14 protein-coding genes and 1 tRNA gene are annotated in these 16322 nt (G+C 44.3%); 8 read left to right on the forward strand and 7 right to left on the reverse strand.

What is annotated here, in order from left to right:
- Positions 1 to 5: 5 nt before the first annotated feature.
- Together A3CY_RS22345 and A3CY_RS21680 are read right to left on the reverse strand one after the other, a co-directional pair.
- Positions 6 to 290: a hypothetical protein gene (locus tag A3CY_RS22345; protein WP_240388189.1), complete on the reverse strand. Its 285-nt coding sequence runs from the start codon at positions 288 to 290 to the stop codon at positions 6 to 8.
- Between the two features lie 454 nt (positions 291 to 744).
- The gene (locus tag A3CY_RS21680) at positions 745 to 972 is read right to left on the reverse strand and encodes a helix-turn-helix domain-containing protein (RefSeq protein WP_071596016.1); all 228 of its coding nucleotides are present in this window, start codon (positions 970 to 972) and stop codon (positions 745 to 747) included.
- A gap of 96 nt (positions 973 to 1068) precedes the next feature.
- Here A3CY_RS21680 and A3CY_RS0118850 point away from each other — a divergent pair, with 96 nt between their 5' ends.
- The 5 genes from A3CY_RS0118850 to A3CY_RS0118870 all read left to right on the forward strand — a co-directional run bounded on the left by A3CY_RS0118850 (position 1069) and on the right by A3CY_RS0118870 (position 7532).
- The gene (locus A3CY_RS0118850; RefSeq protein WP_018339511.1) at positions 1069 to 1536 is read left to right on the forward strand and encodes a hypothetical protein; all 468 of its coding nucleotides are present in this window, start codon (positions 1069 to 1071) and stop codon (positions 1534 to 1536) included.
- Positions 1537 to 1614: 78 nt separating this feature from the next.
- Positions 1615 to 4950, forward strand: coding sequence for a SusC/RagA family TonB-linked outer membrane protein (locus tag A3CY_RS0118855; RefSeq protein ID WP_018339512.1), 3336 nt, complete (start codon positions 1615 to 1617; stop codon positions 4948 to 4950).
- A 4-nt stretch (positions 4951 to 4954) separates the two neighbouring features.
- A complete protein-coding gene (locus A3CY_RS0118860) occupies positions 4955 to 6472 on the forward strand; it encodes a RagB/SusD family nutrient uptake outer membrane protein (protein WP_155828491.1) in 1518 nt (505 codons plus the stop codon).
- A gap of 17 nt (positions 6473 to 6489) precedes the next feature.
- Complete coding sequence (locus tag A3CY_RS0118865) at positions 6490 to 7110, forward strand: fasciclin domain-containing protein (protein ID WP_018339514.1); 621 nt, start codon at positions 6490 to 6492, stop codon at positions 7108 to 7110.
- A gap of 11 nt (positions 7111 to 7121) precedes the next feature.
- Positions 7122 to 7532 (forward strand): hypothetical protein, encoded by a 411-nt coding sequence (locus A3CY_RS0118870; RefSeq protein WP_240388190.1) that lies wholly within the window; start codon positions 7122 to 7124, stop codon positions 7530 to 7532.
- 887 nt (positions 7533 to 8419) lie between these two features.
- Here the strand turns inward: A3CY_RS0118870 and A3CY_RS0118875 are convergent.
- The 3 genes from A3CY_RS0118875 to A3CY_RS0118885 all read right to left on the reverse strand — a co-directional run bounded on the left by A3CY_RS0118875 (position 8420) and on the right by A3CY_RS0118885 (position 10505).
- A complete protein-coding gene (locus tag A3CY_RS0118875; RefSeq protein WP_018339516.1) occupies positions 8420 to 8932 on the reverse strand; it encodes an ORF6N domain-containing protein in 513 nt (170 codons plus the stop codon).
- Positions 8933 to 8934: 2 nt separating this feature from the next.
- Positions 8935 to 10170, reverse strand: a complete 1236-nt coding sequence (locus A3CY_RS0118880) for a site-specific integrase (RefSeq protein ID WP_026207877.1) — start codon at positions 10168 to 10170, stop codon at positions 8935 to 8937.
- Between the two features lie 257 nt (positions 10171 to 10427).
- Positions 10428 to 10505: transfer RNA gene (locus A3CY_RS0118885), tRNA-Val, on the reverse strand.
- A 246-nt stretch (positions 10506 to 10751) separates the two neighbouring features.
- On the opposite strand from A3CY_RS0118885, the gene A3CY_RS0118890 reads away from it, so the two are divergent.
- Positions 10752 to 11687: a DUF4595 domain-containing protein gene (locus A3CY_RS0118890; protein ID WP_240388191.1), complete on the forward strand. Its 936-nt coding sequence runs from the start codon at positions 10752 to 10754 to the stop codon at positions 11685 to 11687.
- Positions 11688 to 11753: 66 nt separating this feature from the next.
- Here the strand turns inward: A3CY_RS0118890 and A3CY_RS0118895 are convergent, their stop codons facing one another.
- Both A3CY_RS0118895 and A3CY_RS0118900 read right to left on the reverse strand, forming a co-directional pair.
- Positions 11754 to 12170 (reverse strand): acyl-CoA thioesterase, encoded by a 417-nt coding sequence (locus A3CY_RS0118895; protein ID WP_018339519.1) that lies wholly within the window; start codon positions 12168 to 12170, stop codon positions 11754 to 11756.
- A complete protein-coding gene (locus A3CY_RS0118900; RefSeq protein WP_018339520.1) occupies positions 12167 to 12802 on the reverse strand; it encodes a lactate utilization protein in 636 nt (211 codons plus the stop codon). Before A3CY_RS0118900 ends, A3CY_RS0118895 begins: the two co-directional genes overlap by 4 nt.
- A 190-nt stretch (positions 12803 to 12992) precedes the next feature.
- Between A3CY_RS0118900 and A3CY_RS0118905 the strand changes: the two genes are divergently transcribed.
- Both A3CY_RS0118905 and A3CY_RS0118910 read left to right on the forward strand, forming a co-directional pair.
- Positions 12993 to 14126, forward strand: a complete 1134-nt coding sequence (locus A3CY_RS0118905; RefSeq protein WP_026207878.1) for an OprO/OprP family phosphate-selective porin — start codon at positions 12993 to 12995, stop codon at positions 14124 to 14126.
- Positions 14127 to 14166: 40 nt separating this feature from the next.
- A complete protein-coding gene (locus A3CY_RS0118910) occupies positions 14167 to 16281 on the forward strand; it encodes a type IA DNA topoisomerase (protein WP_018339522.1) in 2115 nt (704 codons plus the stop codon).
- Positions 16282 to 16322 lie beyond the last annotated feature (41 nt).

Raw genomic sequence — 16322 nt, forward strand, 5'->3', positions numbered from 1 at the left:
CCCGATCATTTTTTCTTGGAGGTCGCTTTTTTCTTCATCGCGGCTTTCTCCTTTTTCTTCCTTTCCTTTTCTTCAATTTTTTTTCGCTCTTTCTCCTCGTAATTTTTAGCCATGATCTCGTACTTGGCTTTAATCTTCGGGTGTAATTCCATGTATTCTTCGATCGTGTCGGTTTTTATATAAGGTGAGGGAATGAAGTCTGCGATAGTGCATTTAAAGATTTTTGCTAACTCGTTAAGTTGATTGAGATTGTATTTCGCTGACGATTTTGGGTTTTCTACGTTATTCACATAGTTATGATTTAACCTTAATTCTAAGGATAATTTCCTTTTGCTTAGTTTTGCCGCTTCTCTAAATTCTTTAACCTTATTGATAACGAAAATTTCTATTTCCGTTTTCTTGTTCTTATCCTGTGTTGCTGCCATTTAGAATTTTTTTTATTGATAAAGGAAAGATTTTGCCTTAATTATTTTGACACTTCATGAAGTATGATTATATTTGCATTATTAAACCTCGTAGAGGGTTGTCCAGTCAGTCACGTTCACGCGTGCAAAAAACAAACGAAAATTTTATGGAGAGGCAGAAATGCCAGAAGGGAAAATACACCTGAAATATTGGGTGTGTGGAATGTTATTATGCTGAATATCAATAAAATAATAAAAGGTGTACACATCCCGGATTATTAAATTTAACAGTTATGAAACAGAAAGTATCGTCCCTCAACAAGAACAAGCCCCCACCGGGTTAAAGCGGGTATTTTGAGATAAAATCCCAAAGTGGGCGTTTTAATAATTTTGCGATTTCGTTCACGTGATCGAAGTTGAATGCTTGAGCTTTTTGCGGGTTCTCGCAGTCATGTATGAATTGAGGTGTCACGTTGAGGCAATCAGCGAAGTATTGCAGGCTCATTTCAGCCTCTAACCTGTATTGTTTTACCTTGTCAGACGTGTAAAGTTCTATCTTTGATTTCATGGTTTTAAACTTTAGATGTAAAATAAGGTATTCTTTCAAGGTTTTTCATCAGCCAATTAGCTGATATGATAAAATAATACTCTAAAATAAGGTCGGATGACAGATTTTCATGATAATATAGATATTGAAGAATTGAAGAAATTCTTTTTAGAAGAGGCGCGTTTGCTTTGTCCCGCGGCAAGGTTGGAAACGTCGGAGCGGGAGAAGTTACACATTCTTTACTCGACGCTTAAAAGAATGACTAAACTCATGGGATTACTGTGTCATTGTAATTTGGAAGTACACTATAATGAGGTGTACGACGTGTTTGGATTCTACCTCGTGGAAAAGGATGGTGAGAAAAAGAAAAAGCACCAGATGAGCGCACGTTTGAGTGACTACAATAAATTTTTGATCCAGTTGACAAAATTGAAAGACTTGAACACTCATTTCTATTTTTACTATGTTGTTCACTTGAAAGCACTAGAGCGAATCATGAAGAATGATTACCCGGATGATTTTCAAGATGGGCAAATTAACGAGATCGGGATAAAGGAATTGCTTTCCAAAGGAAACGGAAAGTAAAAAAGGGGGAAGTTCGCCTAAGTTGACAGCTTCGTGACTTCCCCCATATTAATTACTAATGAATTAACATCTAAAGTTATGAAAAAAAACTTGGAAAGACAAGCGTGCAGGCGTAAATCGCGCGCTAAAGTCAAAATTCGTTTGCCGCGAGAGTTCACGGTAGGAATTTATTTGAAAATGTTGTTTTTACCCTTGCTTTGCTGCGTGTCCCTGTTGGCGAATGCTATTGAGGTACGGGACAGCACGGGAGTAAAGGACAACATAATAAAAGGCAGGGTGATGGACGAGAAGGGGCAGCCCATGCCGGGGGTGACTGTGTTGTTGGATTCCACTAGGTTAGGAGTAACCACGAACGCGGAAGGGGATTTCACGTTGAAATTGCCCCGTGAAAAGGGCGTGTTGGTGTTTTCCTTTGTCGGTTTTAAAACGGTTAAAGCGAGATTCGAGGCTGGGAAATTGTTGACTATCCGGATGAAAGAAGAAATGTCAAGTTTGGACGAGGTGACGGTTATCGCTTACGGGACGCAGCGGAGGCGGGAAGTCGTGGGAGCCATGAGTACCGTTAGCGGGGAGGATATAAAAGACGTGCCTTCTCCCTCCATCGCGAACCTGCTACAAGGTCGGGTTTCGGGGATGAACGTCACTAACATGACGGGTGCGCCCGGTGGCGGAGGCACGTCTATCAACGTGCGGGGATACAATTCTTTTGATATAGCTGGAGAACAACGTTTTTCAAATCCCCTTTGGGTGATTGACGGTGTACCGATGCAATCTTTCACCTCTCCCGTCACGGGAACGAATACCCTCGCGGAGATCGACCCGAACGACATAGAGAGCATACAGGTGTTAAAGGATGCCGCTTCCGCGGCGATTTACGGGTCACGGGCCGCCAACGGGGTGATGCTCGTGACAACGAAAAGCGGGCGTTTGAACCAGCGGGCGAAGATCAGCGTTAATTTTTCCCACACGTGGAGTTTTGACCCCTCTTTGCCGGAGCTTACCGGGGGAAACGCTGAAAGGAACTTGCGCTTGGAGGCGTTACGGAATTTCCAGCAAGCCTACTTCGACCCCTCGACAAACACGTACAAGTACGTTAGCTCGTACCGGGAGTCGTATAACGAGAATATGCACTATAATTATTTTTGGAATAAAGGTGACGGGGCGGGTATCGCCGCTTATCAAGATAGTTTGAACTCGTTTTATAATAACTCGACGAATTTCTTCAAGTATTATTTCAGAACCGCGAAGGTGCTGAACGCGAACTTGCAGTTGAGCGGGGGAACCTCAAACGTTTCTTATAACGTGGGGTTGGGTTATTATGACGAATCGGGGGTATTGAGGAACACGGGATTTGACCGGGTGAACCTGTTGGCGAATTTCTTTATCAAGCCCCTGCCGAAAGTCGAATCTAACGTGCGCTTTTACCTTGCCCGGACGGGACGTAAACGGGCTTCTCGCTTGACGGCTTACACGGGTTTCACGTCCGGGGAGGAACTGGAACAGATACCCGAAGAGTTGCTAACCATGTCAACGATATTGCCGGGCGAGGGCACGCCCGCCTTTGATGAAATGATAAAGCGTTTCAACACGATAAAAGAAGATAACGAGTCTTACCGGGTACGAACCTCTTTAGATTTATCTTACGAGATCGTGAAGGGCTTGAAATTAAAGTCTTCCGTGGCGTTGGATTTCACGCAGCAAAATCAAAATCTTTTCTTGCCCTCTGATTTGGACGAGTACAACGAATCCTACTCAAGCGGGCAGATCGAGAGAAATTTAACGTTGATAAACGAGAACCTTTTGACTTACAGGCACACGTTTGTTGAAAAGCATACCTTAGATTTTTTACTCGGTTTGTCGGTGCAGGAAGACGAGAGAAACTCTATCGGGACGTGGGGTAAAGATTCCCCAAGCGATCTGATTCATTATATTTCGTGGTTCGGTAATGTTTATAACGTGGACGAGAACCGGGCGTTGAAGGACGGCACGACCGGGCGGGAAGTTAGCACGAGTGTGGGCGTGTTCGGGCGTTTGAATTATAATTATCTCGAAAGGTATTTCCTTTCTGTCACGTTGCGCCGGGACGCCTCTTCGAAATTCGGTGAAAATGTCCGGTGGGGAACCTTCCCCTCTTACGCCGTGGCGTGGACGTTCTCGGAAGAGCCTTTCATGGATTGGAGTAGGGGAGTGCTAGATCATGGAAAACTCCGGGTTTCTTACGGGAAGTCGGGTAAACAGTTCGATCAACCGTATATCGCGCAAGGCTCTTTTTCACCGGGTGATCCTTATCTCGGCAACCCGACCATTCACCCGGATTTGTCGAGGGGATTGAGTAACAAGTACCTGACGTGGGAGGAAACGGGACAGTACGATTTCGGGTTGGACTTGGATTTTCGCGATCACCGTTTCGGGGTTGTGCTGGATTATTACTATCGTTACACGGATAAATTACTTTATCCTGTCATGTTACCCGGTAACTATTCCGCTTTCAATCGTCAGTGGCGTAACGCTTACGCTATCAGCAACGAGGGGATCGAGCTAGAGGTGAAATGGAACGCGATCAGGAACGAGAAATTGAACTGGAATATATCGTTTAATATCGCCCGGAACTGGAACCGCCTTGAAAAAAGCGAGAACAAGCGAGATTTTCTAACGGAAGATAACACGACAAACCTTAACATCATCGGGAAAGCGTTGAACGGTCTTTACGTGTTGAAAACCGGGGGAATTTATAATGATGATAAAGAGGTGCCGAGAATGTTTATAAACGGTAAGGATACCCCTCTCGCGGGTAACGGGAACACGCAGCATTACCGGGCGGGTGACCGGGTGGTGTATGACGTGAACGGTGACGGGGTGGTAAACTCGGATGATCGCGTTTACGCGGGAGCTCCCGCCCCCGTCGCGCAGGGAGGGATTATCACCACCTTGGAATGGAAAGGGTTCGACCTGAACGTGTTATTTAATTTCGTGATTAGCCGACATATCTTGAACGCGGCTCGCGGGGCTTCGGTCGGAACCATAATCGGGCTAACGCCGGATGATAGCGTTACCCCCGTGTATGTTGATTTAAACAACGTTTCTTTCTGGCAGAAACCCGGTGATAAAACGGATTTCCCGATGAATCGACTAGAGGGTGGGTTAGGTAGTTTTAATTCTTACACGACCGCTAACGTGGAAAATGTCAGCTACCTGAAATTGAAAACGTTCTCTATCGGGTACACGTTGCCGGATAGGTGGAAGAAAAAAGTGGGCTTCGGGGTGCGGGTTTTCGTGTCGGGGGAAAATCTCTTCACGATCACGAATTATTCCGGTGCAGACCCGGAATCTGTAAATATAATGACGGGCGTGGATAATCTCGGCAATTATCCCTTGAACCGGAAATTGACACTTGGTATAACCGGAACATTTTAAAAGTATGAAAAGGATATATATATTTATATTGATGGCGTTGTCACTATCATCTTGTGATGATTTCTTGACGGTAGAATCCGACACGGGAGTGACAAGTTTAAACTACTGGAAAAACGCGAGTGATTTGGATGCGGCGAACTACGGCTTGTACGCGACATTTCGCTACAACATAGCGAATAATAGTTCTGTTGTTTACCGTGACCGGGGGTTACCTTTTGACGTGCTTGGAATTTGGACGAATCCAAGTAATAACGATTTATCACGGGGTTGGACGCAGACGCATGGTTGCATCAATTGGAACAACGAGTATAAAATTGTCAACGAGGCTAATTTGATTTTGGATAATATAGATCGAGCCGATCTCACGGGAGAACAAAATGATTTCTTCCGGGGGCAAGCTCTTGGGCTCCGGGCTTACGTGTATTTTTATATGTTACAGAACTGGGGCGATTTACCCTTGATCGTTCACGCGGAAGACGTGGGAATGAAAGCCCGGACACCTTGGCAGGAGGTCGCGGAACGCTGTATCGTTGATTTAAGGGAAGCGATCTCGTTGTTGCCCGTGGCGGACGAGTTGAAAGATATAGAGGGGAATTTGATAACGAGTAAACAAGCGGTTTCCTCCGGGACGTGTCACGCGATACTGGCACACCTCTACGCTTGGAAGGCAGCGTTGAATAAAGAGCCGGATTTGTTAAAACAGGCGATACTGGAATGTGATTCCGTGATTGCCGATAAATCATACGCCTTGGCGAACACGATTCATGAAGTGTGCGCGAGTGTGATCCCCGGTAACAGCCGGGAGGGTATTTTGGAGTGTGATTTTAAAGACACCCAATACGATGTAAAGGGATGGGGTGCTTATATGGCGGGATTTTGCCAGTGGTGGCCGATTGTTCCCTTGACAACGCCCTCCACGGCTCGCCGGGGACTTTTAATAAGTAACTCGACCGTTTACAAGATGTTCCCCGACCCGGACGATCAACGGAGAAACGAATATTTTTATAAACTTGACAGCATGGCGAAGGTTTCCACTGTAACGACAAAGGGGAATGCTTACGTGCAAAAGTATCAACGAATTATCATACACGAGTCGGGTAATCAAAAGGGACAAATAAAGTCTTATAAAGCGAATGAAATTATCATCCGGTTGGCAGATATTATCCTGCTGCGGGCAGAGTGCAAGGCACGGACGGGGGATTATGCCGGGGCGAGAATTGATTTGAACCGTATTCGTAACCGGGCGGGGGTGAAAGATTATGCCGGGACGGATGCCGATTTGCAGGACGAGATACAAGACGAGCGGGAACGGGAATTTTTCTGCGAGGGAATATCCATGAGGTATTTTGATTGCGTGCGGAACGGTAATTACCGGGAGAGGTTACGAGGGAAGTTCAAGACTTTGACCGAGCAGGACGTGGAAGATGGGGCGTTATTTATCCCGGTGGGGAAAATGGCTTTCTTCAACAACACGTTAATGTTGCAAACCCCGTACTGGAAGGCGAATGGTTATGCTTATTAATTTAAAATGCTAGAGTTATGAAAGGATATATATTTTTGATCGGGGTGTTTTGCATCCTTTGTTCTTGCGAGGACTATTATCACGATTCGGGATTGGCGAACGGGGAACATGATTGTACCATGTGGGAGTATTTCGAGAGCCAGCCGGGGGATTGGGATTCCACGATGATACTGATAGAACACGCCGGGTTGAAAGACGTGTTCGACGGGACGAACCCCGACTATAAAGAGATCACGTTTTTCGGGGTGACGAATTTATCTATTGAACAGCTTCTCGTGAAAACGATAGATGATGATTGGGAACCTGTCTATAACCGGGTAAAGGATATCCCGGTTGACTTGTGCCGGGAAATGCTTCTTTCTCATATCATTCCGGGAAAGATGATGAAAACGGGATTCGATTACGAGGTGAAAGGGACGCTCACGGGTGGAACTATGGTAACGACGTTATCAGGTGTCGAACTACGTGTTTACCGGACAAAATCATCTTATGGTGGCGTACCCGACATCGGGGCGGAAGGATTAAGAATACACGCTTCTGTTAGCGGGAACATGGCTTCGATCGCCTCCGCTGATATTGAAGTGACGAACGGGGTGGTACACGCTTTAGATTATACCTATCAATTCACACAACTTTAAAATTTAGGATTATGAAAGAAGTATTTATAATGATGGGGGTGATGCTGTTGATCGTGACGGGGTGTCAAGATATAACGGTCGGGTATTTGGAAACACGGGATGCCGTGTATGCGCCGGATTCCATGATTGTTAAATCGGTACTTGATCCTGTCGGGGATGCCCGGCAAATCGAGTTTGAAATCCCGTGGCAAAGTACCTCTATCGAGGGTATTTTGGGAACAGCTCCTATTCGGTATTCGATTAAGAATATAGCCAGTGAACACCCGGATGCGACAAGTCAGTTTTCAATGCAGGGGGCGGGTATTATAAAATTACCGTGGAATCACACGGTACCGCCCGGTCGCTACGTGTTTGACGTGGAAGTTTCCAACGAGGGGTATAACGTCGTGCTAGAGCGTATTTTTACCGTTATCGTGGAATAATTCATACTGCACGCTAGAAAGGCTGAAATTAGAATGTAAAAAAGTTGCAAACGAAATATTTTTTTAATTCCTTTGTGATTGAACAAAGGGCGTGTATTCGCTTTTTGGACGTTCTTAAAAGTATTAGCGTGCAGATTTGCATTTTGTGGTCGGAAACTAGCCATTTTCATCAGGGATCTAGGTTTAATTAGGTTTTTGCTTAATTATTTCTGGGTTCAGGAACACAGGATGATTGATGCAACGCTTGTGCTTCGATTTCGTATATATATATGCTATATATAAATACTGGTCGGGCACGGTGTTGCTCTTTCGTTTCCAAGGCTGGCTAGTCCTCCGACACGATTGAGTACCCGTGTCTGACCTTTGTGTTTTTCCGGGTACTTGAATAGCATCCGGGAATTTTTTCCGGCTTGCACAAAAAAATTGAGCCGGAACGATCTTAGGTTAAGGTTTATCTCCCCAGCCTCTGAAAGTGTATACAATCCGGCTCTTTTTTTACATGATTATTCTTTTTGATGCTTGAGATTTGAACTACATAATGCAACCAGAGAATCTCGGTATGGAAAGGGGATCACTCGATTTTCTCCCCTTTCTTCTTCGGGCAGCCGGGCTATTCCAATTCAATTACTATCAATCCGGCTGCCTTTTTTAATAACATCTGGATATGATAAATATAAAAACATATATATGGGAATAGTTATTTCTTCTTGGTGGCTGATCTTCAATATTTATTTGTAACTTTGTAGAGGAGCCGGAGAGATTTAATAGCGTCGCACCTTACACGTGACTTTTTGCAAGTATATCCGGCTCCTTTTGCATCGGGGAATGGATTATTTAGACTACTAAGAAAACGGTATATCTTTGGGGGATATACCGTTATTTACCTGTCATACTTCTTCGTTTTGGTTTTGAATATAACCGATGGGGCGTCTACCTGTATCGTTTACTTGCTGGCTTAATAATTGTGTTAAGGCTTTGTACAGTTCGCTGAATTGGGCGTCCGTGCTTTCTTCGAGTTCTTCGATGCGTTTAAGTAGTTCTTCGTACCCTACGATCATTTGCCGCATAGCGACGAAAGCTCTCATGATAGAAATGTTTACCTGTATCGCGATCTCGCTTCGTAAAATTCCGCTTAACATGGCTATGCCTTCTTGCGTGAAAGCAAATGGCTCGTATCGAGAACCTCCCCAACTTGAGGTACCAATTTGGCACCTCAAGTTGGCGAACTCTTTTTCTGTAAGAGTAAGCATAAAGTCCTCCGGGAATCGTTCGATATTTCTTTTGACGGCTCTTTTTAAGAATTTGGTTTCTACTTGGTACAATTCCGCTAAATCGAAGTCGAGCATTACCTTGTATCCTCTAATATTGTATATCTTACTTTGAATTACTTGTAAGTCCATGATTACTGATTTTTCAGGTTAAATTCATCTTCAATTCCGACCATCTTTTTATTCCATTTGCTAGCATCCTTTCGCAGTTTTTCGTTTACGATTTTTGCGTATATCTGTGTCGTGACCGTGTTCGTGTGTCCCAGCATTTTGGATATGGATTCTAGCGGTACGCCTTCCGTTAGAGTGACAGTGGTTGCGAACGTGTGTCGGGCTACGTGGCACGTTAAATTTTTGTTTACTTTACAAAGAGCGGCGATTTCTTTGAGGTAATCATTACATTTTTGATTGCTTATGATAGGAATTAGTCGGTTATTAATTCTTTGATCTTTGTATTTTTCAATGATTAGTTTCGGGATGTCGCTGAATAAGATTTCAGCTTTTACTTTCGTTTTATTCCGATCTTTGTCGATCCACTCGTTGTTATCGTTCATGAGGTTGAAGTTTTCTTCGGTAAGGGATCTAATATCTCCATAAGCCATACCCGTGAAGCAAGCGAAAACGAACATATCCCTGACTTTTTCAAGACGTTCCGAGTAGAATTTTTTTTGCATAATTCTTTTAAGCTCAGCCCATGTTAAACAAGTTCGGTTAGTATGATCGTATTTCAACTTGTGGCGTATAAGTTTGTCCGACACAAGGAAAGAATTACCCCATGCGTCAGTGATAACTGTTTTTAATTTTTGTACGTACTTTTGTGCGGTGTTATTTTTACACGGGTAGTTGGTACAAATGAATAATCTAAACCTTTGTGCGAATCGAACATCTATTTCGTCCAAGTACAGATCGTCCCTTTGGTATTTTTCTTTTATAAACTTACTTAATCTTTCACGGGTGTTGACATATCTGATGCGCGTTTCATCTGTTAAGTCTTCTGCCTTTACCCTTTCGTCTAGCTCGCTGTTGAATTGGTCGAAGTAGGTCAAAATAGAAACGTTTTCTTTGTCTTGAACGTTGCCTTGTAAATAATCGCGTAAGTAGAATGGGTCAACCTTTTTTCTGCGTTCTCGGATTTTTTCGTATGCTTCGGTGATTTCTGTTTCGAGTTTAGATAAAGCAAGGTTTATCCGTGGGATTTCTTTAGATCTTCCCTTGCCTCGTTTTGTTTCCTGATCCCAATATTTGGGTTTGATTTTTAACTTCGTGTAAAAGGGGGCTTTTACACCGCAAATAGAAATTCTACAATAAATGGATTTCTCCGCTGTGTCCTCATTTTTGAGGTAAAATAAAATTGAAAATGTGTCCCTCATAACAAAAATTTTTAGGTTGAAAAATACTTGTAATATTTTGTTTATGAGAAAATTAGCTTCGCCAATTTTTGACACCTTTTTGCCAAAGAGTAACCTATTTTTTCAAAATTAGTTAGAGGTTACTTTTTAGGTTACTCCGTTAGTAACGAGATTGGCATTTTAGAGTCGGAAGTAGTCAAAAGGATAAAAGAAAACAACCTGTAAATTAGAGATTTACAGGTTGTTTGTCATTTTCTTGTCGCCTCGTGGCGTTCAAGTGGTGGGCGCTGAGGGATTCGAACCCCCGACCCTCTGGGTGTAAACCAGATGCTCTGAACCAGCTGAGCTAAGCGCCCTTGTTGCTCAATTGCGGATGCAAATGTAGTACATTTTTTGAAGCCTGCAAAGAATTTGAAATATTTTTTTCAAGAAATAGATGAAATGTTACTTGATGTTGCTTATCAAGGAGGTGGGAAGGGGAATAGATAATTCGAAAAATATGGATTAAAATATTAAAAAATGAATTTATGGATTTGTTTTTTTTTATAGGCTTGATTAATTTTGCGATCAGATTATTTTATAATTCTTAAATAAAAAGAAAGATGAAAAATTTGTTATGGGCAACACTAGCCATAGTAATGTGCTTGTTTGCAGCTTGTAGTGATGATGACGATGACAAAACGCCACAAGGACCGGTAATAACGTATGCAGGGAAATTACCTTCTAAAGTCGGAAATTATATTTTCGAGTACGATGACAACAATCGCTGTGTGAAAGTTAGATACAATTCTGACGAGCTTGGAGAGATTGATTATGACAAGGGGCTTCTAATCTCCGATGGCGAAGAGCAGGCTAAAGTATCGTTTACCGGTAAGGGGTATATCAAAAGCATTAAATCATCGTGGGATTATAAGGATGAAGAGGGCAGCTATAAAGGAAACGGTGAGATTTCTTTTTCTTATAAAAACGATCAATTAGTGTCTTATTCGGAAGAATACAACGAGAATAGTAAGGAATATGGAGAAAGCTATTCTATTAAAGGAACTTATAAGGTTACTTACACCTGGAAAAATGGAAATTTGGTTCAGGTAGACTCCGAAGGAAGTGAGATAGAGAATGGGGAGAAATCGAAAGAGCGTTCCACTTATACGATCGAATACGGGGAGCAAAAAAATGAATTAGGGCAATTCACTATGACTCAATCTGAAGTTTTCGATATGGAGGATGCAGATATTTTTGGGTTAGTGGGGATGTTAGGAAAAGCTTCGGCTTATTTCCCTATTTCATACACGGAGGAATGGTACGAGGAATCTTTTGACGAGAGTGATCGAGATGGTAAGAGTACCGTGAATACGACCTATTCTTTTAATCAAGACGGTACTATCAGAACTGAAAGAATGAATAGCTATTCATCATACACTTATTCTTATATCACGGTTGACGGAGAAGAGTTATCGGGACGTTCTAGCCAATTGGAGAATGATGGCAAGAAATGGAATTTCCGTTCCTTCTTTATGCGTCACGGGGATAGAAAATAGTGCAGAAGAATCAAAGGATTGATTTCTAGATATTATAGAGAAGAGGTGTGTCAAACACACCTCTTTTTATTTTTTCTTTACCTTGTCGATAAATATCGTATCGAAGAGTTCGCCGCGGGTGAGTTTGCCGTTCTGAAGGCAAATGGCTTCGATGCGTCCTTTGGCACATAATGTTTGTTCCGGGAGTTTGTAAATATCTTCAAAGAATACCAGTTTTACGCCTTCCCGTTCGTAGGCAACTTTCACGATGAATCGGTCGCTACCCCGGAGCGGGTGTTTGTAGGAGATGTCTACGCGGGCGACCATGACGTCGATACCTTGGTCGTGTAAAGCGGAAAAACTAGTTCCGGTGGTTTCCAAAAACTCGTGGCGTGCGTGCTCCATGTAATGTTGGTAGTTGGAATTGTTGACCACGCCTTGCAGGTCGCACTCGTAGTCGCGTACTTTCATTTCTATTTCAAATACAAATTCTTTTGTGCTCATAGTCCTAGTGATTCGTTGATAAGAATGATTTTTACCCGTTTTTGCGGGAATGATTTTTCAGTGATCGTCCACGTGTTGCACAACCGGTCGGCACTTTGGCAGTTCATGCATGTCTTGGTCTTCTGGCATGGGGTATGCAGATTGGTGTGGCGGATGGCGTTTAATGGTGCTGCCACGGTGCGGATGCGTTCCATTGCTTGTTCGATGTTTTCGACGATCTTGTTGGTGCCGATAAAAAGAGCCACGTGCTCGGGACCGAAAGAGAGCCCGGCTACTCGGTTGCCTACCATGTCGATGTTTACCAGTTGTCCTTGTTGTGTGAGGGCATTCGTCCCCGTCAGGAAAAGATCGGTTTGAAGAGCTTGACGGCGCCAGTAAGTCTTTTGTGTCCGGCTGTATCCTTCCTGGAATGTACGAATGAGGATACATTCGGGGTTATTGGCTATTTCATCCAGCACACCCGTGGATTTCATGGTCATGGAATCGCCCCACGACACGGTGGCGGGTTTTATTTTCTCGAAAATCTCTTTAAAAAAGATTTCTTTTGCTTCTTCCCGGTTTTCGGCAAGATAAACCTCGAAATGATTCCTTTTCAGGGCTTTTAGCGTGCGGGTAATGATTTCTTTTTCCATAGAATCTTTTTTATTGTTTTAGCCCGTTGAGCTTTCGTCTCAAGGCGTTACAGGATGTTCTGCAACTTTTTATACGTCGGGCACGTTATTGTGTTTGAGATAACAAAGATAGTGAATCGCTGATTTTTTTGTATTTTTGCGAGAGATATTCTGGTCTTGAATGGATTATTAATTTTTTAAAACCTTGATGATGAGGAAAGTATTTTTACTTTTGATTTTGATGGCTTGTTACGTGGGAGTCTTTGCACAATTAACGTTGAAGTCTGAAAAAGGAAATTTTGAGGCACGATTGATCGGTCGGGCGTTGTTTGATGGGGGAGTATTTTTTAGTGATAAGACTTCGTTGGGCAATGCCATGGAGGTGTATGATTTGAGGTTGGGAACGGTAGTACGTTTTCTTGATCGTTGGACAGGGAAGATTGAAGTGGGATTTGCCAAAAGCAAAGTATCTATGAAGGATATTTTTATAGAGTATCGTGACGGTAAGAATCTGTTTCGGGTCGGGCATTTTTTTGAACCTTACTCCTTGGAGTACCGGATCGGGAGTTCGGATATGAAATTCAACGGGGCTGCCGTGACTGGTATCGCTTTCGGTGATCGTCGTAAATTGGGCGTGAGTTACACGTATAATGTCGATCTTTTGAATGTTGCAGCCGGGGTGTTCAGTGACAAGGATGTAGATAACACGGAGAAAGGTGATGAAGGGTATGCTTTGTCGGGGCGGGTGTTGTATCGCCCGTACGTGAATGACAAGGACGTGATTCATGTCGGGGTTTCTTCTCGTTTTAGTGCGTTGGGGGAAGCGGAGAAGAATAAAGTGGTGTATTCTGCCGGTGCCCCGTCTAATTTGATCCCCGAGAAATTTTTGCAAGTAGACGTGACGGATGCTATCAATGAATGGCGATTCGGGACGGAGTTTGTCATGGTGCTTGACAAATGGTACGTACAGAGTGAGTATTTGTTGGCTCACGTGAACCGTCGTGCGGTAGTGGAGAATTATAATGGCGACGGGTGGTATGCGCAAGTCGGGTACGCCTTACTGAATGGTCGTTATGCTTATAATAAGGAGAGTGGTATGGCGGTAGCTCCGGGTGAAAAATGTTTGGAGATTTTGTGCCGTTATAATATCACGAACATGAATGATAAAGATGCCGGAATCATGGGGGGCAAGGAGAATGACTTGTCTATCGGTGGTATTTATTATTTTAATAAATATGTCTCGGCAAAGATGAGTTATAGCCTGGTGAGTTTGGATAAGCATGCGAGGGAGGGAGGAAAACAGACATTCAGCATGATCCAGGGAAGAATCCAGCTGAGCTTTTAAACAATTGAAAATTAATAATCACTGAATCTAAAATTAGTCGATGCGTGTCTGTATAGCGGAGAAACCGAGTGTGGCAAAAGAGATTGCGGAGGTATTGGGTGCCAAAGTGCGTCGGAATGGTTATTTCGAGGGGAATGACTATTGCGTGACGTGGACGTTCGGTCATCTTTGTTCGTTGCAGGAACCGCACGAGTACACGGAAAAGTGGAAACCGTGGAATTTGGCGATGCTGCCGATGATTCCTTCCACGTTCCGGATTAAATTGATTGATGACGAGGGTATCAAGCGACAATTCGGGATTATCGAGGAATTGTTCAACCGGGCGGAGATGGTGATTAACTGTGGTGATGCCGGGCAGGAGGGTGAATTGATCCAGCGTTGGGTGATGACGAAGGCGAAATGTAAGGTGCCGGTGATGCGGTTGTGGATTTCGTCGTTGACGGAGGAGGCGATCAAGGAGGGGTTCGACAAGTTGATGAGCGCGAAGGATTTTGACACGTTGTATGCGGCGGGTTCGGCAAGGGCTATCGGCGATTGGTTGCTGGGGATGAATGCCACCAGGGCTTACACGTTGCGCTACGGGAACGGGAAGAACGTGCTGTCGATTGGTCGGGTGCAGACGCCCACGTTGGCGTTGATCGTGGAACGGCAGAAGGCGATCGAGCAGTTTAAACCCGAAACTTATTGGGAGGTACGGACGGATTACCGGGGTGGCTGGTTTTCTTACACGAAAGGGCGTTTCACGGTAAAGGAGGAAGCGGAGGCTTTCATGCAAGAGATTATGCCGCTGGAGTTGGAGATCAAGAGTTCGGAGCGCAAAAAGGCGATGGAACATCCGCCGAAGTTGTTCGACTTGACGTTGTTGCAGGTGGAATGCAACCGGAAGTTCGCTTTCTCTGCGGACACGACGTTGAAGGTCATCCAGTCGCTTTACGAGAAAAAGTTGACGACTTACCCCCGTGTGGATACGAATTTTCTACCAAATGATATATACCCGAAAGCCCCGGGAATTTTGAAGGGCTTGAAGCCTTATGCGACGTTGGTCGATCCCGTCCTGAACGGGGGCAAGTTGCGGAAGTCAACCAAGGTGTTTAATGACAAGAAGATCACGGATCACCACGCTATTATTCCGACGGGAGTGTTCAGTTATGACATGACGCCTGACGAGAAGCGGGTGTACGATCTGGTGGCACGACGTTTTATCGCGGTATTTTACCCGGATTGCGAGATTGCTAACACGACAGTCATGGCACAAGTGGGGGTACATGAGTTTAAGGCTACCGGGAAGCAAATTATTGATCCCGCTTGGCGGGTGGTATTCCCTGCGGTATCCAACAAGCAGGGTGATGAGAACGTGTTGCCCGTGTACGAGGCGGGTGAGCGGGGACCGCACTCTCCCGAATTGCAGGAAAAGGAAACACAACCCCCGAAGTATTACACGGAGGCTGATTTGCTGCGGGCTATGGAAACGGCAGGGAAGCAGGTGGAAGATGAGGAATTGCGTGACCTGATGAAGGAGAATGGCATTGGCAGACCGTCCACGAGGGCTGGAATTATCGAAACTTTGTTGAAGCGGGGGTATATCCGTAAGGATAAGAAACGCTTGCTGGCGACTTCCACGGGGGTGGAGTTGATAGACACGATACAGAACGACCTGTTGAAGTCTGCAGAGTTGACGGGGCTGTGGGAGAAGAAGTTGCGAATGATTGAAGACGGAACCTATCAAGTAGCTGATTTCATGGAGGAGTTGAAGGTGATGGTCAATGAATTGGTGCACGTGGTGAAGTGTTCGCCGCGGAGAGCTATCACGGTTGAAGTCGCAGAGGAAGAAAAAAAGGATGAGCCGAAGAAAGAAAAAGCACCCCGCAAGGAGAAAGCGCCCGCGGAACCTGTCGTGTTGAAATGCCCGAAGTGTGGAAATGGCGAGATCATCAAGGGGCGGGCTGCCTGGGGGTGTAGCCTGTATCGGAAGTCATGCGATTTTTTAATTCCGATGGAATTTTTTGGGAAAAAATTAACACAGAAGCAGGTAGAAGCGTTGGTGTTGAAGTCCAAAACGGGGGTGTTGACCGGCTTTAAAAACGAGGACGGGAGCACGTTTAGCGGGATATTGCGCCTGGATGACAGTTTTAAGGTTGTCGTGGGTAAAAAATGAGGGTGTATTAAATCTATCTTAAATCACTTTTTCGAGGCGGT

The sequence above is a fragment of the Butyricimonas synergistica DSM 23225 genome (genome assembly GCF_000379665.1).
GTDB lineage: Bacteria > Bacteroidota > Bacteroidia > Bacteroidales > Marinifilaceae > Butyricimonas > Butyricimonas synergistica.

Coding starts and splice junctions, on each gene's coding strand:
- A3CY_RS0118905 (WP_026207878.1), top strand. CDS start 12,993: ATGAGGAAAGTATTTTTACTTTTGATTTTGATGGCTTGTTACGTGGGA.
- A3CY_RS0118860 (WP_155828491.1), top strand. CDS start 4,955: ATGAAAAGGATATATATATTTATATTGATGGCGTTGTCACTATCATCT.
- A3CY_RS0118850 (WP_018339511.1), top strand. CDS start 1,069: ATGACAGATTTTCATGATAATATAGATATTGAAGAATTGAAGAAATTC.
- A3CY_RS0118880 (WP_026207877.1), bottom strand. CDS start 10,170: ATGAGGGACACATTTTCAATTTTATTTTACCTCAAAAATGAGGACACA.
- A3CY_RS0118895 (WP_018339519.1), bottom strand. CDS start 12,170: ATGAGCACAAAAGAATTTGTATTTGAAATAGAAATGAAAGTACGCGAC.
- A3CY_RS0118910 (WP_018339522.1), top strand. CDS start 14,167: ATGCGTGTCTGTATAGCGGAGAAACCGAGTGTGGCAAAAGAGATTGCG.
- A3CY_RS0118890 (WP_240388191.1), top strand. CDS start 10,752: ATGAAAAATTTGTTATGGGCAACACTAGCCATAGTAATGTGCTTGTTT.
- A3CY_RS0118870 (WP_240388190.1), top strand. CDS start 7,122: ATGAAAGAAGTATTTATAATGATGGGGGTGATGCTGTTGATCGTGACG.
- A3CY_RS0118900 (WP_018339520.1), bottom strand. CDS start 12,802: ATGGAAAAAGAAATCATTACCCGCACGCTAAAAGCCCTGAAAAGGAAT.
- A3CY_RS0118875 (WP_018339516.1), bottom strand. CDS start 8,932: ATGGACTTACAAGTAATTCAAAGTAAGATATACAATATTAGAGGATAC.
- A3CY_RS0118855 (WP_018339512.1), top strand. CDS start 1,615: ATGAAAAAAAACTTGGAAAGACAAGCGTGCAGGCGTAAATCGCGCGCT.
- A3CY_RS0118865 (WP_018339514.1), top strand. CDS start 6,490: ATGAAAGGATATATATTTTTGATCGGGGTGTTTTGCATCCTTTGTTCT.
- A3CY_RS21680 (WP_071596016.1), bottom strand. CDS start 972: ATGAAATCAAAGATAGAACTTTACACGTCTGACAAGGTAAAACAATAC.